The sequence below is a fragment of the Streptomyces sp. TG1A-8 genome, from assembly GCF_030499535.1.
Classification (GTDB): domain Bacteria; phylum Actinomycetota; class Actinomycetes; order Streptomycetales; family Streptomycetaceae; genus Streptomyces.
In genome coordinates this window covers 3166925-3188226 of record NZ_JASTLB010000001.1, presented here as the reverse complement: position 1 = coordinate 3188226, position 21302 = coordinate 3166925, and the positions used below count along the sequence as shown (strand labels likewise).

The window sequence follows — 21302 nt, the reverse complement described above, 5'->3', positions numbered from 1 at the left end:
GGCACCGGCCCCTTTCGCGTGCCCACGAAGGCCTACGGCAACCGACCGTCGTGGTCGGGCAGTTTGAACGTCCGCTCGGCGTGGCCGCCCGAGAGGTCGGTGGCGCTGTTGCCGATGTTCGCGATGATCGTGTAGCCCTTGTCCTCGATGCCGGCGCGCTGGGCGGTCTTGTAGGCGGCGACGTCCTTGAAGAGGTCGAGGAGGCCACGGCCGGAGAGCCCGGAGACCGGTAGCCGTCGTGCTCGAGGTTCCACCCGGTGGGCGCCCCGATGATGCCCGGGCGGGCGGTGACGAAGAACAGCGCGACGCCGTGCTGCTGGGCGTACCGTGCGACGTCGAGCACGGGCTGGTTGGCCGGCTGCGGGAAGCTGAAGCCGGTCTCCAGCACGGTGTCGTCGACGTCGAACACGACCGCCTGCTTCTCGCCCGGCCCGGCGGCGGCGATGCGGTCCCGCAGACGGGGCAGGGCCTGGTCGATGACCGCCCGGCAGTCCCGCTGCCGGGTGGCGTGGTCGACCACGGCGGTGGTGGCGGCCGTGCCGCTCGGGGCCGCGCCCGGGCTTCCGGGCGGCCTGGGCCGGGACGGCCGGCGCGGCCGGCGCGGCCCCACAGACGGCGGTGACGGATATCCGGTGCGTCCAGGGGCGTCTGGTCATCGGTGGGGGTCCTCTCACGTCCGTACGCTGCGCGGCCTGAACGGTGGACTGGCAGGGGCATGATCTTTGGTGGGGGTGGTGCGAGAGGAACCGTAGGGTTACCGGGCGGTAGGTGCATAGAGGCCTGCGTCACATGTATGGATCCCGCGGGTTATGCGGCCGGTGACAAGCCGCACAGGCGATATGTCCGTTACTAACCGGGATAGTGGGATCTTAAATATGGACAAAATGGGATTTAGTTCCGCGAGTGCTCGGCCAAAACGCCATGTCGGCGGGGTTGGCACCCAAAGGTGGGGCCTCTGTCAAGAAGTGGGCGTTTTTGCACCCGTCTACTACGCATCGCCGTAGATCTGCGTTTTGTAGGTGGATGGGATGAGGGGTTACCAATGACGAGTCCCGTCCGGCGAACGTCCGTACGGCGGGTGAATCGTCTGTCCCCGAGTTCACGAGGTCTCGATGTTCCAGCGCGTCACGTCCCGTTCTTCCCGTACGTCCTCGCCCCGTGCCCGCGTGGCCGCCCTGGCCGCCGGAGTCGGCGCCACGGCCGTGCTGGGGGCCGGGGTCGCGAGCGCCGCCGCGCCCTCCGCCACCTCCTGGGTCGACCCGGTGAAGAGGTACACGCTCTCCGCCGGCTTCAACCAGGCCGGCAGCCACTGGGTCGCGAAGCACAGCGGCCAGGACTTCGCGGTGCCGACCGGCACCGAGGTCGTCGCGGCGCACGGCGGCACCGTCGTCAAGGCCGGCTCCAACGGCGCCGGTGACGGCCCCGCGTACGGCAACGCCGTCGTCATCAAGCACGGCAACACCACCTACTCGCAGTACGCGCACCTGTCCCGGATCGACGTCAGGATCGGCCAGGTCGTCCGGACCGGCCAGCACATCGCCCTGTCGGGCAGCACCGGCAACTCCACCGGCCCGCACCTGCACTTCGAGATCCGCACGACCCCGAACTACGGCTCCGCGATCAACCCGGTCGCCTTCCTGCGCTCCCACGGCGTCACGGTCTGACGCCCGGCGCTCCCGGGCCCGCGGGCCCGTCGCGTCCAGGCCCCCCGAACCTTTGGGTTCCGGGGGGCCTGCGGGTGTTCCCGGGGCACCGGGGCGCTGCGGGGCGGCGGGAACGGCCGGCGTCCCTAGGCCCCCCCGTGGGTGCTGCCGTGCGCCTGCGTGACCAGGTCCACGGCGACTTCGAGGACGGCCTCGCGCCTCTTCTCGAAGTCGCCCTCCAGGTCCTGCATCATGAACATCCCCGCGTGCAGCGTGAACAGCGCGCTGATGCAGCGGACCTGGTCGGCGAGTTGCGCCTCCGGGTCGATGATGATGTCCCTGAGGCCGCGCATCCGGTCCTTGAAGGTCTCGCCGATGCGCAGTTCCCGCACCGTGGCCTGGTTCTCCTGCATGAAGCGGAAGAGCGGCTCCGCGCCGGCCAGCGCCAGGCTGTAGCGCCGCACGATCTCCTGCTTGGTCTCCAGGGTGTGCGGCTGGTGCCGGCCCCACTCGATCAGGTCGCCGATCGGTTTCGTCAGGTCCTCGAAGAGGCTGACGATGATCTCTTCCTTGGTCTTGAAGTGGTAGTACAGGGCCGCCTTGGTGACGTCGAGACGCTCGGCGATCTCGCGCAGGGAGGTCTTCTCGTAACCCTGCTCGGCGAAGAGCTCGAGCGCCACGTCCTGAATGCGCTGGCGGGTGTTGCCGCGGCGCTGCTGCTTGGTGCCGTCCATGGTGACGCCCATCCTCGTACTCCTCGCGCTTCCGCGGAAACTTACTTGACGACCGGCTAATGACAAGGCTACTTTCCCAGTGTAACGAGCTAGCCGGGCGGCAGGTAAGTATCGGCCGCCAGGGGGAGTGGGGAGAGATGGCGGACACACCGACATCCGTGACGGGCCCGGGGAAACCGGACCAGCCGGAGAAGAAGCAGAGGAGCGTGCGGGTCGTCCTGCTCGCGCTGATGATCGCGATGATGCTCGCGATGCTCGACAACATGATCGTCGGTACGGCGATGCCGACGATCGTGGGCGAGCTGGGTGGCCTGGAACACCTGTCCTGGGTGGTGACGGGGTACACCCTGGCGACCGCGGCGTCCACCCCCGTCTGGGGCAAGCTCGGCGACATGTACGGACGCAAGGGCGCCTTCCTCAGCTCGATCGTGATCTTCCTGATCGGTTCCGCGCTGAGCGGTATGGCCCAGGACATGGGCCAGCTGATCGGGTTCCGGGCCGTCCAGGGCCTCGGTGCCGGCGGTCTGATGGTCGGCGTCATGGCGATCATCGGTGACCTCATACCACCGCGGGAGCGGGGCAAGTACCAGGGCATGATGGCCGGCGTCATGGCGCTGGCGATGATCGGCGGCCCGCTGGTCGGCGGCACCATCACCGACAACTGGGGCTGGCGCTGGACCTTCTACATCAACCTGCCGCTGGGCGCCGTGGCGCTGGCGCTGGTCAGTGCCGTGCTGCACCTGCCCAGGAAGCGGTCCAAGGCCGGCATCGACTACCTCGGCGTCATCCTGCTGACCGTCGGCATCACCTCGATCGTGCTGGTCACCACCTGGGGCGGCACCGAGTACGCCTGGACGTCCGCACGGATCATGGAGCTGATCGGCATCGGCGTGGCCACGCTGGTCGGATTCGTGGTCTGGCAGACCAGGGCCGCCGAGCCGGTGCTGCCGCTGCACATCTTCAGGAGCCGCAACTTCACGCTGATGTCCTTCATCGGCTTCGTCACCGGCTTCGTGATGTTCGGTGCCACGCTGTTCCTGCCGCTGTACCAGCAGGCGGTGCAGGGCGCCTCCGCGACCAACTCCGGTCTGCTGCTCCTGCCGATGCTCGGCGCCATGCTGGTGACCTCGATGGTCGCCGGCCGGGTCACCACCAACAGCGGCCGCTACAAGGTCTTCCCGATCACCGGCGGCGTGCTGATGGTCGTCGGCCTGTACCTGCTGTCGCTGATGGACACCGGCACCACGCGCCTGACCTCGGGCCTCTACATGGCCGTGCTGGGCGCGGGCATGGGCTGCCTGATGCAGATCACCATGCTGGTGGCGCAGAACAGCGTGGAGATGAAGGACATGGGTGTGGCCTCCTCGTCCACCACCCTGTTCCGCACGCTCGGCTCCTCCTTCGGCGTGGCCGTCATGGGCGCGCTGTTCAACCACCGGGTCCAGGACGTCATGTCCGAGCGGGCCGGCGCACTGGGCAAGAACATCACCGAGAAGTCCGCCCAACTGGACGCGGCGAGCCTCGCGAAGCTCCCGGTCCAGGTCCGCGAGGCCTACCAGCACGCGGTCTCCTCCGGCACGCACGCGGCGTTCCTGCTCGGCGCGGCGATCGCCGTCCTGGTGCTGGTCGCGGCCCTGTTCGTCAAGGAGGTCCCGCTCAGGAGCGGCCCGCAGAAGCCGTCGGAGGACGGCACGGACGCGGCTCCGGTACCGCTGATCGAGGCGGTCTGACCACTCGGGCCGAGGCGGTCCGGCCCGCCCCGCGAGACCGAAGGCCCCCGGTGGTGTCCGCCCCGGGGGCCTTCGCCGTGTCCGGACCGGATCGCCCGGCCCGCCCGGCAGGACCGGCCCGCCCGGCCTGGAATCGGGGCGGACGGCGGCTCAGCCGGCGGTGCCCGGCAGCGGCAGCATCGGGTGGCTGCCCGTGTCGGTGGGGGCGTGCTCCGGGAGCCAGAGGACGGCGACCGCGCCCTCCGACGGGACGTGCGCGGGCGCGCCCCCCGGGCGCACGTTGCGGAAGGTCAGGCGGGCGCCCAGCACACGGGCCTGGCCGGCCGCGATGGTCAGACCGAGGCCGTGGCCCTGGCCGGCGCGGTCCCGGCTGCCGGTGCGGAACCGGCTCGGCCCCTCGGCCAGCAGCTCCTCGGGGAAACCGGGGCCGTGGTCGCGGACCCGGACCACCCGGCCCTCGACGGTGACCTCGATGGGCGGCCTGCCGTGCCGGGCGGCGTTGGTGAGCAGGTTGAACAGCACCCGTTCCAGGCGGCGCGGGTCGGTGGTGACCTCCGACTCGTGCACCACCCGTACGGTGGCGTCCGGGTCCCTGGCCGCCACGCGCCGCGCCACGAACCCGCCCAGCATGATGTCCTGCAGCTCGGCCCGTTCGGAGGCGCCGTCGAGGCGGGCGACCTCCAGGACGTCCTCGACGAGGGTGCGCATGGCTTTGGCGCGGTCCAGGACCAGTTCCGTGGGGCGGCCGGGGGGCAGCAGTTCGGCGGCCGTGAGCAGGCCGGTCACCGGGGTGCGCAGCTCGTGCGCGATGTCCGCGGTGACCCGCCGCTCGGCCTCCAGCCGCTGCTGCAGCGCGTCCGCCATGGCGTCCACCGCGCGCGCGAGGTCGTCGGTCTCGTCCCGCACGACCCCGCCGATGGCCTCCCGCACCCGGACGTCCGTCTCGCCCTTGGCGACCCGGCCCGCCGCGGCCGCCGCCTTCCGCAGCCGCCGCGAGAGCTGCCCGCCGATCAGCACACCGAGCGCGCTGCCGCCGAGCACGACCGCGATGGAGCCGATGACCAGGGCCTGGTCGAGGTCCTTCATGATGTCCGTGCTGCGGTCCGGGACGTGGCTGTGCAGCGACAGCACGTGCCCGCTCTTGACCGGCACGGCCGCCCAGATGTCCGGTGAGCCGCCCCCCGGGTCCGAGACGTCGCTGGCCCGCCGGCCCCGCTGGACCTTCTCCCGCAGCGCCGCCGGCAGTTCGGGGTCGTCGATCCTGATGCTGGGGAAGTTCGGCCGCCCGGACAGCTCGTAGTTGCGCTCGGCGATCTGGACGCGCTCGTTGGCGAGGTCCCGGGCGTTGTCCAGCATGGAGACCCGGGCCGCGTTGTGCACGACCAGGCTCAGCGCGACCGCCACCAGCCCGGCCACCAGCGCGATCGCCGCGCTCAGCTTCCAGCGCAGTCCGGTCCGCAGACCCGCCCGCTCCACGCGCCGCACCCGGCGCCCGATCACCGCCCGCACGCCCGCCCCGCTCAGGCCTTCAGCTTGTAGCCGAAGCCACGGACCGTCTCGATGCGGTCCTGGCCGATCTTCTGCCGCAGCCGCTGCACGTGGACGTCCACGACCCGGGTGTCGCCGCCCCAGCCGTACTCCCACACCCGCTCCAGCAGCTTGTCCCGGGACAGCACGGTGCCCGGCGCGTGGGAGAACTCCAGCAGCAGCCGCATCTCGGTCGGGGTGAGCGCCACCGGCTGCCCGGCCCGGCGCACCTCCATGCCCCCGGTGTCGACCTCCAGCTCGCCGAAGGTCAGCACGCCCCCGTCCGCCCCGGCCTCGCCGCGGACGCCGCCCGCGTGTCCGAACCGGCGCAGCACCGCGCGGATCCGGGCGACCAGGACGGCACCGTCGAACGGCTTGGTCACGTAGTCGTCGGCGCCCGCCTCCAGGCCGAGGACGACGTCGATGGAATCGGCGCGCGCCGACAGCATGATCACGGGCACGGTCGACTCGTCCCGGATCCGTCGGCACAGGCTGACCCCGTCCAGGCCGGGGACCATGACGTCCAGCAGCGCGATGTCGGGGCGGTCGGCCCGGAACGCCTCCAGCCCCGACAGCCCGTCGGGCATGGCGGTGACCGCGAAGCCGTCCCGCTCCAGGGCGAGCTGGGTGGCCTCGCGGATGACGTCGTCGTCCTCGACGAACAGGACGTGGGTCTGGTCTGCCATCCCGGTGCTCTCAGTCCTCAGGTGGTGTGGTGAGGGGGTGCGGTCGTGGGCGGGGGCGGCCGGGGGTTCCCCGAGGGCCGCTCAGCCGTCCGGTACGGGGGTCGGGCTGCTGCCGACGTTGCTGTAGTCGGTGTGCGTGACGTGCCCCTGGGCGAAGCGTCCCGCCCTCCACCGGTAGGGGATCACGTCCTCACCGGAGGGGCTGGAGATCGGGTCGCCCCTGCGGTACACCTGCTTGGTCACCGTCAGGACGCCCTGGTCGATCTCCGCGTAGACCGGGGACTCCTCGCTCCGGAAGACGTCCCGGTACGTGCCCCCCTCGTCACGGTACACGTACGAGCCGATGCCGACCGCGTCACCGCAGGTGAGCACGTTGACGACGACATCGTCCACGGAGCCGCCGGTGAGGTCGCCGTAGGAGACGTCCACCGGGTACTCGTCGCCGTTGCACGGCCGCAGCTCCCGCTTGACGGTCCCCGAGACCGCCGGGTCCTTCCTGATCAGCGTCACGGCGTCCACCCGCCGGTGGGTGCCGGACGGGCTGGGCGGGGGGAGGCGGCGCCGGCCACCGCGGAGGCGTGCGCCGGGCCCTCGTCCCGGGCGCCCGTGCCGCCGGTGCCGCACGCGGCGGTGAAGAGGGCGGGGGCGGCGAGCGCGGCCGCCGCCGCGATCACCACCTGTGCCCTGCTCCGGGCCCGGCCGGGCCCGGCCCCGGTCAGGCCGCGCAACGCTTCCGCTCCTCCCGCTCCAGTACGCGCGCGTCCCGATCGCGGGCCTCCAGCTCCTCGCGGAGCCGGGCGAGCGCCCGGTGCAGCGTGCTCTTGACCGTTCCGGCCGACATGCCGAGGGCCGCGGCGGTCTCCTCCGTGGACATCTGCTCCCAGTGTCGCAGCACGACGACACTGCGCTGCTTGGGCGCGAGCACCTTCAGGACGTCCATCAGCAGGGCGCGGTCGGCGTGCTGCTCGGTGACGTCCGCCACGGACGCGTCGGGCAGCTGCTCGGTCGGGACCTCCTCCAGCTTGCGCGCCCGCCACCACTCGGTGCGGGTGTTGATCATCACCCGGCGCAGGTAGGCGTCCGCGAGCCGCTTGTCGGCGATGCCGTCCCAGCGGCCGTACGTCCGGGCCAGCGCGGTCTGCAGCAGGTCCTGGGCGTCGACCGGGTCCGGGACCAACCGGCGGGCGCTGCGCAGCAGCGCCTCCCGCCGGGTGCGCACGTACTCCTCGAATTCGAGCACCTCGCCCTGCGCCATGATCGACCGCCTCCGTTTCCCCGTTTCGCTCCGGCTCGCGCCCGAAGTCCCGCTGTCCGCCGGCCCGTGATCCGCCGGGCACGTGGAAGAAGCTACGGAACGGTTGTCACGGGGGTGTGCGGAGCAGCCCGCGGCCGGCAATCGGCTGTCCGTCGGTTGTGTAACGGAAGGAGGAACGGGGTAGGGCGGTCGGGTTCCATGTCCCGTCATGTGGTGATGTGACCGGCGGCGGGGGCCGTGACGGAAGTCCCCGGTGCCCCGCGCCCACCGGACGTCAGGTCAGCGGCAGCCGGTACAGGCCGCCCGGCAGCGGTTCCACCAGACCGTCCGCGACGAGTCCGTCGAGCGCGCGGGCGCGTTGCACCGGCTCGTGCCACACCCGGTCCAGCACCGCCTGCGGCACCGGCGCGTGCGCCTCCCGCAGCACCGCGAGCAGTTTGCCGCGGACCTGGCGGTCGGTGCCGGCGTACGTCTGCCCGCGCCGCGGCGGTCCCGCGTGCTCCGGCTTGCCCGCCAGCCGCCAGGCGCACTGCGCGGCGATCGGACAGCGCGGGCACCCCTCGTTCTTCGCCGTGCACACCAGCGCGCCCAGCTCCATGGAGGCGGCGGCCCAGCGGGCGGCGGTCCGCTCGTCCTCGGGCAGCAGCTCGCGGGCCAGCCGCCGTTCGGCCGCCGTCGTCGCGTTCGGCGGGTACTGCACCCCGGTCACCGCCCGCGCGATGACCCGGCGCACGTTGGTGTCCAGCACCGGGTGGCGCTGCCCGTACGCGAAGGACGCCACCGCGGCGGCCGTGTACTCGCCGATCCCGGGCAGCGCCAGCAACTGGGCGTGGTCCGTCGGCACGTCTCCGCCGTGCCGTTCCGTTATGGCGACGGCGGCGCCGTGCAGCCGCAGGGCGCGGCGCGGGTAACCGAGCCGGCCCCAGGCGCGCACCGCCTCGCCCGGCGCCTCCTTCGCGAGGTCGGCGGGGCGCGGCCAGCGGGCCAGCCACTGCTCGTACACGGGCAGCACCCGGTTCACCGGCGTCTGCTGGAGCATGAACTCGCTGACCATCACGCCCCACGCACCCGCCTCCGGGCGGCGCCAGGGCAGGTCGCGGGCGTGGGTGTCGAACCAGGAGATCACGGGGGCGTGGAGCTTCTCAGTCATGGCCTTCCGATCCTCCCACGACCGGAACGGACATGGAGGGTGACGGCCCGGTGACGGAGTGTGTCGAGAGGTGAAAGGCCCCTGTTTCCCGGGGCAGTTGCCGGGATGATGATCCGGAAAAGTTGATGTCGCGGCGGCGGGTGACGCGAGCATGCGGGGCGATCTCTCGTACAGTTTGCGCCGTGGGATCTCTGCGCAATCCGGTCGGGCCGCTTCCCTCCTCCATTTACTGGCGACGGAGGGGCGTACTGCTGTCCGTGGTCGCCCTGCTGGCGCTACTGATCGCCTGGATCACGGTGTCGGGCGGCGGGGGCGGCAAGAACGGGGCCGACGGGTCCAACGGCAAGAATCCCGCGTCCACGATCACCCCCGGGCCGTCCTCGTCCGGGCCGGCGATCAGCCAGCACCCGGGCGGGCGCGACGAGTCGGGCTCGGGCTCCGGGGGCGGTGCCTCCGGGCCGGGGGGCGGTTCCGGTTCGAACGGCACGGGCGGCTCCGGCGCGTCCGGGTCGGGGGCCGGCGGCGGTTCGGGCGACGGCTCCTCGGGCGCGGGGACGGGCTCGGGCCCGGGTTCCGGCGGCGTCGGTGCGGGCGACGCGCTGCCGGCGTCCTCCTCGCTGCCCGCCTGCACCTCCGGGGCGGTCTCGCTGGGCCTGCGCAGCCTGCACAACTCGTACTCGCCGGACCAGACGCCGACCTTCGAACTCACCGCGAGGAACACGGCGTCCACCGACTGCAAGGTCGATCTCGGGCCGAAGCACGCGGTGTTGACGATCACGCCGGCCGACAGCAGCGACGACTACTGGTCGTCCGCCGACTGCCCCAAGGGCGCGGCGAGCCTGGTGTTCCGGGTACCGGCGGGGCAGAGCATCACCTACACGGTGAAGTGGGACCGCAGGCCGAGCGCCGCGCACTGCGCGACCCCCGCGGCGGGCTCGGCCAAGGCGGGGACGTACCTGCTGGAGGCCAAGGCGCCGGGATTCGCGAAGGCACAGGCCTCGTTCGTGCTGTCGGCCGACTAGTCCGGCGGACCGGCCGGGCGGCAGGCGTCCGGGGACGCGGGGAACCGCGCGGCCGGCCGCGCGGGGCCAGGGTCCGCGCACGTGCGCCCGCGCAGCGGGCGCACGGCGTGGAGCTAGTGCTCTGACCACATTGGTTCACCGGGTTGGTGGTCGGGACGGTTGGATGTGTGGTGACGTCCGATCCGAGTGCTGGGGGTGCGGTGGCTGAGCCTGTCCGCGTGCGCAGGTTGACCGACCAGGAGGGGCAGAAGCTGCAGCAGATCGTGCGCCGGGGCAGCACCAGTTCGGTGCGCTTCCGACGGGCGATGATGCTGCTGGCGTCAGCCGGCGGGAACCGGGTCCCGGTGATCGCCCAACTGGTGCAGGCCGACGAGGACACCGTCCGGGATGTGATCCACCAGTTCAACGAGATCGGCATGGCCTGTCTGGACCCTCGGTGGGCGGGAGGCCGTCCCCGCCTGCTCAGTCCTGACGACGAGGACTTCGTCGTCCAGACTGCCACCACCCGCCCGACCAAGCTCGGCCAGCCCTTCACCCGCTGGTCCATCCGCAAACTGCTGGCCTACCTGCGGAAAGTCCATGGGCGGGTCATCCGCATCGGCCGCGAGGCGTTACGCCGTCTGCTCGCCCGCCGCGGCATCACCTTCCAGCGCACCAAGACGTGGAAGGAGTCCCCAGACCCCGACCGCGAGGCAAAGCTGGACCGGATCGAGGAGGTCCTGGACCGCTTCCCGGACCGGGTCTTCGCGTTCGACGAGTTCGGCCCGCTCGGCATCCGCCCCACCGGCGGTGCGGGCTGGGCCCCCGCCGGTCACCCCGAGCGGCACCCGGCGACCTACCACCGCACCCACGGCGTCAGATACTTCCACGGCTGCTATTCGGTCGGCGACGACACGCTTTGGGGCATCAACCGCCGCAAGAAGGGCGCCACGAACACACTGGCCGCGCTCAGGTCGATCCGGGCCGCCCGGCCGGACGGCGCCCCCATCCACGTCATCCTGGACAACCTCTCCGCCCACAAGGGCGAGGCGATCCGCTGCTGGGCGAAGAAGAACCGCGTCGAGCTGTGCTTCACCCCGACATACGCGTCCTGGGCCAACCCAATCGAGGCGCACTTCGGGCCGTTGCGGCAGTTCACCATCGCCAACTCCAACCACCGCAACCACACCGTGCAGACCCGGACCCTGCACGCCTATCTGCGCTGGCGCAACGCGAATGCCCGTCACCCGACGTGCTGGCAGCCCAGCGCCGCGAGCGCGCTCGCATCCGCAGCGAGAAGGGCATCCGTTGGGGCAGACGTCCCCTCGCCGAGCCGCTTGACCGTCCTGCGACCTTGCCCGGCCAGGTTTAGCAGCAGCCGTCCGCCCTGGCGCCGGCGGGAGCGAGGTTGGGCCAGGGATGCCCTGCTGTGTCGGAGGCAGCGGACCGTAGGAGGTCAAGAAGAGTGCACCCCGGGTAGCCCCGAAAACTCGTGTAGGTGCCCCGGTAGTAGCAGCTCCAGTAGCTCACGACCCGCCGTTGAGTGCGCGCGAAGAAGGCAGGGTTGTCCACGATGAACTGCCCGTAAGCGAGGTGGCCGCCGGTGCCGGGCATGGCGAGATCACGGAGCTCATCGCAGATAACGACCAGGATCTCCAAGACGTACTCGCCAACCAGCTGCACGACGAAGGGGACGACCCATGGGTCCGTGGAACCAACGATCTTTTCCAGGTGACGCTGTCTGACCACCCCGTCGCAGTGCCGTGAGTACAGGCAGTGCAGAAGTTGCCGTTGGCGCGACGAAAGCGGTGCCACCGCGTCGGTCGGCGGCTCGTCGTTGTAGAGGCGCCCAGGGATCAAAACCTGCTGGCCCTCTACAACAACCGAGAACGAGGCATGCGGCTGGAGCCGAGAAGCAGGCACCAACGCCAGAACTGCCTCGGCATCGCCTGCAAGCTCAGCTGGGAACGCCGTGATCAACGGATTGCTGCTGTCGGAAAGCGGCTGCACGAGCCGAGCATAGGCGGATGCCTCGGCCAGGCAGATGGCATCCATATGGCCCCACACCCGCTCAACCCGGCGAAGGTATGCGGTCAGAGCACTAGACGTACCGCTCCAGGATCGAGGACTCGGCCAGCCGCGACAGCCCCTCCCGCACGCTCCTCGCCCGGGCCTCCCCGACACCGTCCACGGCCTGCAGGTCGTCCACGCTCGCGGCGAGCAGCTTCTGCAGGCTGCCGAAGTGCTCGACCAGGCGGTCGATGATGGCGCCCGGGAGCCGGGGCACCTTGGCCAGGAGCCGGAAGCCGCGCGGGGACACCGCGGAGTCCAGGCTCTCCGGCGAGGCGGTGTAGCCCAGCGCCCGCGCCACCGTGCCCAGTTCGAGCAGTTCCGCGTGGCTCAGCGCGTCCAGTTCGAGCAGCGCCTCCGCGACCGTGCGGGAGCGTTTGGCGGTGGGCTCGGGGACGTAGTCCCGCACCACCAGCTCGCGGTCGGGCTCCACGCCGGCGATCAGCTCCTCCAGCTGGAGCGCGAGCAGACGCCCGTCGGTGCCCAGTTCGACCACGTACTCGGCGATCTCGGTGGCGATGCGCCGGACCATTTCGAGCCGCTGCGCGACCGCCGACACGTCCCGGACGGTGACCAGGTCCTCGATCTCCAGCGCCGACAGGGTGCCCGCGACCTCGTCCAGCCGCAGTTTGTACCGCTCCAGCGTGGCCAGTGCCTGGTTCGCGCGGGACAGGATCGCCGCGGAGTCCTCCAGGACGCGCCGCTGGCCGTCCACGTACAGGGCGATCAGCCGCATCGACTGGGAGACCGACACCACCGGGAAGCCGACCTGCTTGCTCACCCGGTCCGCCGTGCGGTGCCGCGTGCCCGTCTCCTCCGTGGGGATCGTCGGGTCCGGCACGAGCTGCACGCCGGCCCGCAGGATCTTCGACAGGTCCGAGGAGAGCACGATGCCGCCGTCCAGCTTGCACAGCTCGCGCAGGCGGGTGGCGGTGAACTCGACGTCCAGGACGAACCCGCCCGTGCACATGGCCTCGACCGTCTTGTCGGAGCCGAGCACGATGAGTCCGCCGGTGTTGCCGCGCAGCACGCGCTCGAGGCCGTCACGCAGGGCCGTACCGGGCGCCACGGCGCTCAGGGAGGCACGCATCAGGCCATCGGTACCGGCACTCCCACCGGACTTTCCGGGAGCTGCTGCCCGGTCGTTGGCTGCCACTGCACTCCTCCGGTCGCAGGTTCTGGGCGCTGCCGTCGTGCGCACTCGGTTCGTACGGACGGGCGAGACCTGGGCAAAGTCTACCGGCGGTCCTCCGCCTCCCGTGGGGCCTCTCGGCGACGGGAGCGCGGCAGCACCCTGAGGGCCTCCCCCATGTCGGCGACTTCCAGCACCTTCATTCCGGCCGGAACCCTGCCCGGATCGCCCGGCACGAGCGCGTGCGTGAAACCCAGCCGGTGCGCCTCGCTGAGCCTGCGCTGCACGCCCGTGACCCGTCTCACCTCGCCCGCCAGGCCCACCTCGCCGATCGCGACCAGGTTCTTCGGCAGCGGGGTGTCACTGGCGGCCGAGGCGAGCGCGAGGGCGATGGCGAGGTCGGCGGCCGGCTCGGACAGCTTCACCCCGCCGACGGTCGCGGAGTAGATGTCCCGCTTGCCGAGCGCGCTGATCCGGCCGCGCTGCTCCAGCACCGCGAGCATCATCGACACCCGGGAGGTCTCCAGGCCGGAGGTGGTGCGGCGCGGAGAGGGGATCTGCGAGTCCACGGTGAGCGCCTGCACCTCGGCCACCAGCGGGCGGCGGCCCTCCAGGGTCACCGTCAGGCAGGTGCCGGGAACCGGCTCGGCGCGGCGGGTCAGGAAGAGCCCGCTGGGGTCGGCGAGGCCGGTGATGCCCTCGTCGTGCAGTTCGAAGCAGCCGACCTCGTCCGTGGCGCCGTAGCGGTTCTTCACGCCCCGCACCAGACGCAGGCGCGCGTGCCGGTCGCCCTCGAAGTGCAGGACGACGTCCACCAGGTGCTCCAGCAGCCGGGGGCCCGCGATGGCGCCGTCCTTCGTGACGTGGCCCACCAGCAGCGTGGACATGCCGCGCTGTTTGGAGGCGCGGATCAGGGCGCCGGCCACCTCGCGGACCTGGGCCATGCCGCCGGGTGCGCCGTCGATCTCCGGGGAGGCCACCGTCTGCACCGAGTCGAGGATCAGCAGGGACGGCTTCACCTCGTCCAAGTGCCCGAGGACGGCGGCCAGATCGGTCTCGGCGGCCAGGTACAGGTCGTCGTCCAGGGCGCCGATGCGGTCGGCGCGCAGCCGGACCTGGCTCGCCGACTCCTCACCGGTCACGTAGAGGGTGCGGTGCTCGGGGCTCGCCGACTTGGCGGCCACGTCCAGCAGCAGCGTGGACTTCCCGACGCCCGGCTCGCCGGCCAGCAGTACGACCGCGCCGGGGACCAGCCCGCCGCCGAGCACCCGGTCCAGCTCGGGCACGCCGGTGGTGCGGGCGGTGGCCTGCCGGCCGTCGACCTGGCCGATGGGCAGCGCGGAGGTGCTGACCCGGCCCGGCGCCGTCGTACGGACCGCGGGCGCGCCGTACTCCTCGACCGTGCCCCAGGCCTGGCACTCGGGGCAGCGGCCGAGCCACTTGGCCGTCTGCCAGCCGCACTCGGTGCAGCGGTAGGACGGACGGTCCTTGGTGGTCTTGGTGCGGGCAGCCATGCGGAAACCGTAGCCCGCGGCACTGACAATGCCGCCGGGGGGCACCTGCGGGCGGTCCGCAACCGGCCACCGACCGCCTGGTTCACGCCACGGAACCAGGCGGTCGTGTCCCCTTATGAGGGATCGTTTCACCCGTACGAATTAAAACTGCTCAAGGTGCGCGAACAGGCGCTCCAGCGCCGCCTACGGTCGCACGGGTGATGAGCAGCAGTCCGGAGACCACGGCCCGCACCACCAGCGCGCACCGGGCGCACCGCGAGGCGCGCGATCGAGCCGCCGCGCGCACCCTCGCCTCCCCGCGCCCCCCGGCCCGCTACGAACCGTATCTGGACGGCCTGTTCACCTACTGCCTGTCGGTGCTGTACGACCACGACGCGGCCACCGCCGCCCTCGGGGAGGTCCTCGCGCTCGCCGAGCGGCGCGGGCAGCGCGTCCCGGAGGCCGCCGGCGACCGCAGGGCCTGGCTGTACGCACTGGCCCGCTGGGCGTGCCTGCACGGGCTCGCCGAGGCCGGACCGGACCGCCGGGCCGGCCGCGCGGCGGGGCGCCCCGCGGACGCCGGGCAGCGCTCCAGGGGCGCCCGCCGGCACACCGCACCGTCCCCCGCCCCGGGGACGCAGGAGCAGCGGTGCCGGGAACTGGCCGTGCTCGCCTGGCCCGAGGCGGCCGGCACCACCCCCGAGCAGCGCGAGGCCCTGGAACTGGCCGTGCGCCACCACCTGGCCGCCCACGAGGTCGCCGCGGTCCTCGGCATGGAGCCCGCCGCCACCCGCGAACTGCTGGCCTCCGCCGCCTGCGAGGTGGAGCGCACCCGCGCCGCGCTCGCCGTGGCCGGGACCGGCGGCTGCCCGGGCGTGGCCCGCTTCACCGCGGGCGGGCAGCCGGTCCTCAGCCCCGCCCTGCGCCGCGAGCTGGTCCGGCACGTCGACGACTGCCCGCGCTGCCGCCGCACCGCCGAGCGCGCGGTCACCGGCCCCTGGCCCGGCGCCACGGTCACCCCCGCCGAGCTGCCCGTCCTGGAGGCACCCCGCGCGGCCCTGCACGTCGCGCTGGCGCACCACCCGCGTGCGCGGGGGGCGGCCCTGCCGCGCTTCGACCGGCGCGGCTTCCCGATGGACCCCAAGGACTGCGCGGCCCGCCGCGAGCGCCTGCGCGCGCGTGCCGTCACCACGACCGTCGTCGCCACCGTCGTCGCCGCGCCCGTGCTCGCCCTGTGGGCCGCCTACCGGGGCGCGCCGACCGCCGACGACGACGCCCGCTCCGCCACCGCGCGCGAGGCACAGGGCCCCGACGCCCTCGGCGGCTCCTCGGCGGGCGGCTACGAGGACACCGGCAACGCCCGTGTCACACCCGGCCCCCACGACACCGGGGACGGCACGCCGGACGTCTCGGTGGAGGTCGTCAGCGTCACCGGAGCCGGCCACGGGGGCGCCGGGCGGCTCGCGGTCGGCGCCGGCACCCGGGGGGACACCACGCTCGTCACGCTCACCGCCTCCGGTTCCGCACCGGTGCGCTGGTCCGCGTCCACCCCGGCGACCTGGCTCTACCTCAGCCGCTCCACGGGCACCCTGATGCCCGGCGAGACGTTCACGATCAAGGTGTACGTCGACCAGCTGCGCGAACCGTCCGGCCACTGGCACGCCCGGGTGGCGATCGCACCGGCCGGCGCCGTGGTCACCGTCGACGGCTACGGCACCGCCCCCGCCACCTCCCCGGCACCGCCCCCGGAACCCGGCCCGGCCCCGGCCCCCTCGGCCACGACCCCGGCCGACCCCCCGTCCGGCCGGCCCTCGCCGACCCGGCCCCCCGCCCCCACGCAGCCCGCCCCGACGGACCCGCCGGCCTCGTCACCGTCCCCGCCCGACGACGGCACCCCGCACCCGCCGGGCGACTAGGGGGTCCGCCCCGGGTCCGCCGGGTGCGGGGCGACCAGCGGGAGCTGCGAAGCCAGCCGCCGCTCGCACAGCTCGGCCAGACGGTCGTAGCCGGCCTTGCCCATCAGTTCCGTCAGCTCGGCCCGGTAGGAGAGGTACACCGGCTCGCCCGCGCCGTGCGCCGAGGTCGCCGACGTGCACCACCAGTGCAGGTCGTGGCCGCCCGGGCCCCAGCCCCTGCGGTCGTACTCACCGATCGACACCTGCAGCACCCGTGTGTCGTCCGGCCGGTCGATCCAGTCGTAGGTCCGCCGGACCGGCAGCTGCCAGCACACGTCCGGCTTGGTCTCCAGCGGCTCCCGGCCCTCCCGCAGGGCGAGGATGTGCAGCGAGCAGCCCATCCCGCCCGCGAAACCGGGCCGGTTCTGGAAGATGCACGATCCCTGGAAGGGCCGGGTCTGCCGGGAGCCCTCCTCGTCCTCCGAGACCCAGCCGCCCCGCACGCCCTCGTCGTGGTGCTGCCAGATGTCGGGGGTGAGCCGCGCCACGTGCCCGGCCACCCGCCTCTCGTCGTCCTCGTCGGAGAAGTGGGCGCCCAGCGTGCAGCAGCCGTCGTCGGCGCGGCCCGCCTGGATGCCCTGGCAGCCGCTGCCGAAGACGCAGTTCCAGCGAGAGGTTAGCCAGGTCAGGTCGCACCGGAAGACCTGTTCGCCGTCCGCCGGATCGGGGAACTCCACCCATGCGCGCGCGAAGTCGAGTCCCTTCTCGTCGCTCACCTGCGGGACCGTGTCGGAGCCGGACGTCCCCACCCGTGAAGGATCCTTCGGACCCTTGGCGAATTTGTCGTCCTTCGCCTTTTTCGTCTTTGGCACGTGTCCAGGGTAAGTCGCCGGGATCCGCTCGGAGCACCGAGGACGGGGGGTGTGGCAGTAGCGTTTGCGTCCATGAGACTCGGGGTCCTGGACGTGGGTTCGAACACGGTGCACCTGCTGGTGGTGGACGCCCATCCCGGCGCGTGCCCGCTGCCCGCGCACTCGCACAAGGCCGACCTGCGGCTCGCCCAGCTCCTCGACGACGACGGCGCCATCGGCACCGAGGGCGTCGACAAGCTGATCGCGGTCGTGGAGGACGCCCTGCGGGCCGCCGAGGACAAGGGCGTCGAGGACCTGGTGCCCTTCGCGACCTCCGCCGTCCGCGAGGCCACCAACGCCGACGACGTCCTCGCCCGCGTCCGGGACGCGACCGGCGTACGGCTCCAGGTCCTCAGCGGCGCGGAGGAGGCCCGGCTCACCTTCCTGGCCGTCCGCCGCTGGTTCGGCTGGTCCGCCGGCAAGCTGCTGGTCCTGGACATCGGCGGCGGCTCCCTGGAGATCGCCTACGGCATGGACGAGGAGCCGGACGCGGCCGTCTCCCTCCCGCTCGGCGCCGGCCGGCTCACCGCGGCCCGGCTGCCCGGCGACCCGCCCGACCCCGAGGACGTGCGGGCCCTGCGCCGCCACGTCCGCACCGAGATCGCCCGCACGGTCGGCGAGTTCAGCCGCCTCGGCGCGCCCGACCACGTGGTCGCCACCTCCAAGACCTTCAAGCAGCTGGCCCGCATCGCCGGCGCCGCCCGCAGCGCCGAGGGCCTGTACGTCCAGCGCGAACTGAAGCGGGAGTCCCTGGAGGCCTGGGTCCCCCGGCTGTCCGGCATGACCACGGCCCAGCGCTGCGAACTGCCCGGCGTCTCCGAGGGCCGGGCGGCCCAGATACTCGCCGGCGCCCTGGTGGCGGAGGGCGCGATGGACCTGTTCGGCGTGGAGAGCCTGGAGATATGCCCCTGGGCGCTGCGGGAGGGCGTGATCCTGCGGCGCCTCGACCACATGGGCGGCGACTAGGGCCCGTCGTTCGGATCGGACCACGCCGGGCTCGCGGGGCCCGGCACCGCACCCCGCGGCTTGTCGTCGGCTGCCGTGGCTCCGCCGTGACGCCCTCCTCCGCCGTGCGGTGCACGGCACCGGATCCCGCTCCCCGACCCGGTCCGATCCGATCCGAACGACGGACCCTGGTGCTGTGACCGCCCCGGCGCCCGCCCGCATGGCAAACCTCACAACCGCCATCCGGTACCCGGCATCCGGGCCACCGCAGCCCGTAAGGTGTCTGCGTGGCTGAACCAAGGGACGTGTCCGTGCGGATTCCGGATGCGAAGGTCGCCTTGTCGACGGCCTCCGTGTACCCGGAGCCGACGGCAACCGCCTTCGAAATCGCCGCGCGCCTCGGTTACGACGGCGTCGAGGTCATGGTGTGGACCGACCCGGTCAGCCAGGACATCGAGGCCCTGCGCCGGCTGTCCGACTACCACGGCGTCCCGGTCCTGGCCGTCCACGCCCCCTGCCTGCTGATCACCCAGCGGGTCTGGTCCACCGACCCATGGACCAAGCTCCAGCGGGCCCGCGCCGCCGCCGAGAAGCTCGGCGCCACCACCGTCGTCGTCCACCCGCCCTTCCGCTGGCAGCGGCAGTACGCCCGGGACTTCGTCTCCGGGATCTGGCGGATGGCGGACGAGACGGACGTGCGGTTCGCCGTCGAGAACATGTACCCCTGGCGCTACCGCGACCGCGAGATGCTCGCCTACGCGCCCGACTGGGACGTCACCAAGGACGACTACCGGCACTTCACGATCGACCTGAGCCACACGGCGACGGCCCGCACGGACGCGCTGGAGATGATCGACCGCATGGGCGACCGGCTCGGCCACGTCCACCTGGCCGACGGCCGGGGCTCGGCCAAGGACGAGCACCTGGTGCCCGGCCGCGGCACCCAGCCCTGCGCCGAGACGCTGGAACGCCTCGCGCTCAACGGCTTCGACGGCCACGTCGTCCTCGAGGTCAACACCCGGCGGGCGATGTCCAGCGCCGAACGCGAGGCCGACCTCGCCGAGGCCCTGGCCTTCACCCGCCTCCACCTGGCCGCCGCGGCGAGGGTGCCCCGGCGGTGACGGGGACCGCGCCCGGCCCACGGCGCCGTGGACCGCGCGTCCCGCATTCCGGACGAGTGTGTCCAGTCCTTGGAGCGGCGGCGTACGCTCGGAAAGAGTTAGAACGCACTGACCGACAGACGGTTTCGAAGGAGCGAGCGACGATGCCCGAGCTGAGGTCCCGCACAGTCACCCACGGCCGCAACATGGCGGGCGCCCGCGCCCTTATGCGCGCCTCCGGTGTACCCGGTGCGGACATCGGCCGGAAGCCGGTCGTCGCCGTCGCCAACTCCTTCACGGAGTTCGTCCCCGGCCACACCCACCTGCAGCCGGTCGGCCGGATCGTCAGCGAGGCGATCCGGGAGGCGGGCGGCATCCCGCGCGAGTTCAACACGATCGCCGTGGACGACGGCATCGCGATGGGCCACGGCGGCATGCTGTACTCCCTGCCCTCCCGCGAGCTGATCGCGGACTCGGTGGAGTACATGGTGGAGGCCCACTGCGCCGACGCCCTGGTCTGCATCTCCAACTGCGACAAGATCACCCCGGGCATGCTGATGGCGGCCCTGCGCCTGAACATCCCGACGGTCTTCGTCTCCGGCGGCCCGATGGAGTCCGGCCGCGCCACGCTGGTCGACGGCACGGTGCGCACCCTCGACCTGGTCGACGCGATCTCCGACGCCGTGAACGACAAGATCTCCGACGAGGACATCGCGCGGATCGAGGAGAACGCCTGCCCGACCTGCGGCAGCTGTTCCGGCATGTTCACCGCCAACTCGATGAACTGCCTCACCGAGGCCATCGGCCTCTCCCTGCCCGGCAACGGCTCGGTCCTCGCCACCCACACCGCCCGCCGCCGGCTCTACGAGGACGCGGCCCGCACGGTCATGGACCTCACCCGCCGCCACTACGAGCAGGACGACGACACGGTCCTGCCCCGCTCCGTCGCCACCTTCCAGGCCTTCGAGAACGCCATGGCCCTGGACATCGCGATGGGCGGCTCGACCAACACGATCCTGCACCTGCTGGCCGCGGCCCAGGAGGCGGGCGTCCCCTTCGGCCTGGAGGAGATCGACGCGGTCTCCCGCCGCGTGCCCTGCCTCGCCAAGGTCGCCCCGAACGTCGGCAAGAACCGCACCTACTACATGGAGGACGTGCACCGCGCCGGCGGCATCCCCGCCCTGCTCGGCGAGCTGCACCGCGGGGGCCTGCTGAACGAGGACGTCCACTCCGTCCACAGCCCCTCCCTGGCCGACTGGCTCAAGACCTGGGACGTGCGCGGCGGCTCCCCGTCCCCCGAGGCGGTGGAGCTGTGGCACGCGGCCCCGGGCTGCGTCCGCTCCGCCGAGGCCTTCTCCCAGTCCGAGCGCTGGGACTCCCTGGACGACGACGCCGAGAACGGCTGCATCCGCTCGGTCGAGCACGCGTACTCGAAGGACGGCGGCCTGGCGGTCCTCAAGGGCAACCTGGCGGTCGACGGCTGCGTGGTGAAGACGGCCGGCGTGGACGAGTCGATCTGGACCTTCGAGGGCCCGGCCGTGGTCTGCGAGTCCCAGGAGGAGGCCGTCCAGCGGATCCTCACCCAGGAGGTCAAGGACGGCGACGTCGTGGTGATCCGCTACGAGGGGCCCAAGGGCGGCCCCGGCATGCAGGAGATGCTCTACCCGACCTCCTACCTGAAGGGCCGCGGCCTGGGCAAGAGCTGCGCCCTGATCACCGACGGCCGCTTCTCCGGCGGCACCTCGGGCCTGTCCATCGGCCACGCCTCCCCGGAGGCGGCCTCCGGCGGCACGATCGCCCTGGTCCAGGACGGCGACCGCATCCGCATCGACATCCCCGGCCGCACGATCGAGCTGCTGGTCGACGAGGCGGAACTGGCCCGCCGCGAGCAGGCCCTGAACGGCGTCCACGCCCCGAGGAACCGCGAGCGCAAGGTCTCCGCGGCCCTGCGGGCCTACGCGGCGATGGCGACCAGTGCGGACAAGGGCGCGGTGCGCGACGTGACCAAGCTCGGCTGACCGGCCCGGTCC

At 72.5% G+C, this 21302-nt stretch carries 16 protein-coding genes and 3 pseudogenes; 8 read left to right on the top strand and 11 right to left on the bottom strand.

Going from position 1 to position 21302, the window contains the following annotated elements; genetic code table 11:
• Window positions 1-32: 32 nt before the first annotated feature.
• A pseudogene (locus tag QQY24_RS13730) lies at window positions 33-656 on the bottom strand (HAD family acid phosphatase).
• A gap of 456 nt (window positions 657-1112) precedes the next feature.
• Here QQY24_RS13730 and QQY24_RS13725 point away from each other — a divergent pair.
• Window positions 1113-1664, top strand: coding sequence for a M23 family metallopeptidase (locus QQY24_RS13725; RefSeq protein WP_301972976.1), 552 nt, complete (start codon window positions 1113-1115; stop codon window positions 1662-1664).
• Between the two features lie 125 nt (window positions 1665-1789).
• Here QQY24_RS13725 and QQY24_RS13720 read toward each other — a convergent pair whose 3' ends face one another.
• Window positions 1790-2389, bottom strand: coding sequence for a TetR/AcrR family transcriptional regulator (locus QQY24_RS13720; protein ID WP_301972975.1), 600 nt, complete (start codon window positions 2387-2389; stop codon window positions 1790-1792).
• A 125-nt stretch (window positions 2390-2514) separates the two neighbouring features.
• On the opposite strand from QQY24_RS13720, the gene QQY24_RS13715 reads away from it, so the two are divergent.
• Entirely contained in the window at window positions 2515-4107 is a 1593-nt protein-coding gene (locus QQY24_RS13715; RefSeq protein ID WP_301972974.1) for an MDR family MFS transporter, read from the top strand.
• 150 nt (window positions 4108-4257) lie between these two features.
• Here QQY24_RS13715 and cseC read toward each other — a convergent pair whose 3' ends face one another.
• The 5 genes and pseudogenes from cseC to QQY24_RS13690 all read right to left on the bottom strand — a co-directional run bounded on the left by cseC (window position 4258) and on the right by QQY24_RS13690 (window position 8725).
• Entirely contained in the window at window positions 4258-5616 is a 1359-nt protein-coding gene (gene cseC, locus QQY24_RS13710; protein WP_301972973.1) for a two-component system sensor histidine kinase CseC, read from the bottom strand.
• 11 nt (window positions 5617-5627) lie between these two features.
• Window positions 5628-6320, bottom strand: a complete 693-nt coding sequence (gene cseB / locus QQY24_RS13705) for a two-component system response regulator CseB (protein WP_301972972.1) — start codon at window positions 6318-6320, stop codon at window positions 5628-5630.
• Between the two features lie 81 nt (window positions 6321-6401).
• Window positions 6402-6994: pseudogene (locus tag QQY24_RS13700) on the bottom strand (hypothetical protein).
• Between the two features lie 41 nt (window positions 6995-7035).
• Window positions 7036-7575 carry a SigE family RNA polymerase sigma factor gene (locus tag QQY24_RS13695; RefSeq protein WP_301972971.1) on the bottom strand — a complete coding sequence of 180 codons (540 nt, stop codon included), beginning with the start codon at window positions 7573-7575 and terminating at the stop codon, window positions 7036-7038.
• 274 nt (window positions 7576-7849) lie between these two features.
• Complete coding sequence (locus QQY24_RS13690) at window positions 7850-8725, bottom strand: A/G-specific adenine glycosylase (protein WP_301972970.1); 876 nt, start codon at window positions 8723-8725, stop codon at window positions 7850-7852.
• A 182-nt stretch (window positions 8726-8907) separates the two neighbouring features.
• Between QQY24_RS13690 and QQY24_RS13685 the strand changes: the two genes are divergently transcribed.
• Window positions 8908-9747 carry a hypothetical protein gene (locus tag QQY24_RS13685; RefSeq protein ID WP_301972969.1) on the top strand — a complete coding sequence of 280 codons (840 nt, stop codon included), beginning with the start codon at window positions 8908-8910 and terminating at the stop codon, window positions 9745-9747.
• 200 nt (window positions 9748-9947) lie between these two features.
• Window positions 9948-11098, top strand: a pseudogene (locus QQY24_RS13680) (IS630 family transposase).
• Here QQY24_RS13680 and QQY24_RS13675 read toward each other — a convergent pair.
• From QQY24_RS13675 to radA, 3 genes are all read right to left on the bottom strand, one after another.
• The gene (locus QQY24_RS13675) at window positions 11095-11781 is read right to left on the bottom strand and encodes a hypothetical protein (RefSeq protein ID WP_367657997.1); all 687 of its coding nucleotides are present in this window, start codon (window positions 11779-11781) and stop codon (window positions 11095-11097) included. The pseudogene QQY24_RS13680 and the gene QQY24_RS13675 overlap by 4 nt on opposite strands.
• 46 nt (window positions 11782-11827) lie before the next feature.
• Entirely contained in the window at window positions 11828-12952 is a 1125-nt protein-coding gene (disA, locus tag QQY24_RS13670) for a DNA integrity scanning diadenylate cyclase DisA (RefSeq protein ID WP_301972968.1), read from the bottom strand.
• Window positions 12953-13032: 80 nt separating this feature from the next.
• Window positions 13033-14442, bottom strand: coding sequence for a DNA repair protein RadA (gene radA / locus QQY24_RS13665; protein WP_301972967.1), 1410 nt, complete (start codon window positions 14440-14442; stop codon window positions 13033-13035).
• A gap of 197 nt (window positions 14443-14639) precedes the next feature.
• On the opposite strand from radA, the gene QQY24_RS13660 reads away from it, so the two are divergent.
• Entirely contained in the window at window positions 14640-16337 is a 1698-nt protein-coding gene (locus QQY24_RS13660) for a hypothetical protein (RefSeq protein WP_301972966.1), read from the top strand.
• Here the strand turns inward: QQY24_RS13660 and QQY24_RS13655 are convergent.
• Window positions 16334-17188 (bottom strand): hypothetical protein, encoded by an 855-nt coding sequence (locus QQY24_RS13655; RefSeq protein WP_301972965.1) that lies wholly within the window; start codon window positions 17186-17188, stop codon window positions 16334-16336. The two genes, QQY24_RS13660 and QQY24_RS13655, sit on opposite strands and share 4 nt — an antisense overlap.
• A gap of 72 nt (window positions 17189-17260) precedes the next feature.
• Here QQY24_RS13655 and QQY24_RS13650 point away from each other — a divergent pair, with 72 nt between their 5' ends.
• From QQY24_RS13650 to ilvD, 3 genes are all read left to right on the top strand, one after another.
• Window positions 17261-18193, top strand: a complete 933-nt coding sequence (locus tag QQY24_RS13650) for a Ppx/GppA phosphatase family protein (protein WP_301972964.1) — start codon at window positions 17261-17263, stop codon at window positions 18191-18193.
• A 266-nt stretch (window positions 18194-18459) separates the two neighbouring features.
• Window positions 18460-19293, top strand: coding sequence for a sugar phosphate isomerase/epimerase (locus tag QQY24_RS13645; protein ID WP_301972963.1), 834 nt, complete (start codon window positions 18460-18462; stop codon window positions 19291-19293).
• A 143-nt stretch (window positions 19294-19436) separates the two neighbouring features.
• The gene (gene ilvD / locus QQY24_RS13640; RefSeq protein WP_301972962.1) at window positions 19437-21290 is read left to right on the top strand and encodes a dihydroxy-acid dehydratase; all 1854 of its coding nucleotides are present in this window, start codon (window positions 19437-19439) and stop codon (window positions 21288-21290) included.
• Window positions 21291-21302 lie beyond the last annotated feature (12 nt).

Coding starts and splice junctions, on each gene's coding strand:
- QQY24_RS13690 (WP_301972970.1), bottom strand. CDS start 8,725: ATGACTGAGAAGCTCCACGCCCCCGTGATCTCCTGGTTCGACACCCAC.
- radA (WP_301972967.1), bottom strand. CDS start 14,442: ATGGCTGCCCGCACCAAGACCACCAAGGACCGTCCGTCCTACCGCTGC.
- QQY24_RS13715 (WP_301972974.1), top strand. CDS start 2,515: ATGGCGGACACACCGACATCCGTGACGGGCCCGGGGAAACCGGACCAG.
- QQY24_RS13695 (WP_301972971.1), bottom strand. CDS start 7,575: ATGGCGCAGGGCGAGGTGCTCGAATTCGAGGAGTACGTGCGCACCCGG.
- cseB (WP_301972972.1), bottom strand. CDS start 6,320: ATGGCAGACCAGACCCACGTCCTGTTCGTCGAGGACGACGACGTCATC.
- QQY24_RS13720 (WP_301972975.1), bottom strand. CDS start 2,389: ATGGGCGTCACCATGGACGGCACCAAGCAGCAGCGCCGCGGCAACACC.
- QQY24_RS13675 (WP_367657997.1), bottom strand. CDS start 11,781: ATGGATGCCATCTGCCTGGCCGAGGCATCCGCCTATGCTCGGCTCGTG.
- ilvD (WP_301972962.1), top strand. CDS start 19,437: ATGCCCGAGCTGAGGTCCCGCACAGTCACCCACGGCCGCAACATGGCG.
- QQY24_RS13725 (WP_301972976.1), top strand. CDS start 1,113: ATGTTCCAGCGCGTCACGTCCCGTTCTTCCCGTACGTCCTCGCCCCGT.
- QQY24_RS13650 (WP_301972964.1), top strand. CDS start 17,261: ATGAGACTCGGGGTCCTGGACGTGGGTTCGAACACGGTGCACCTGCTG.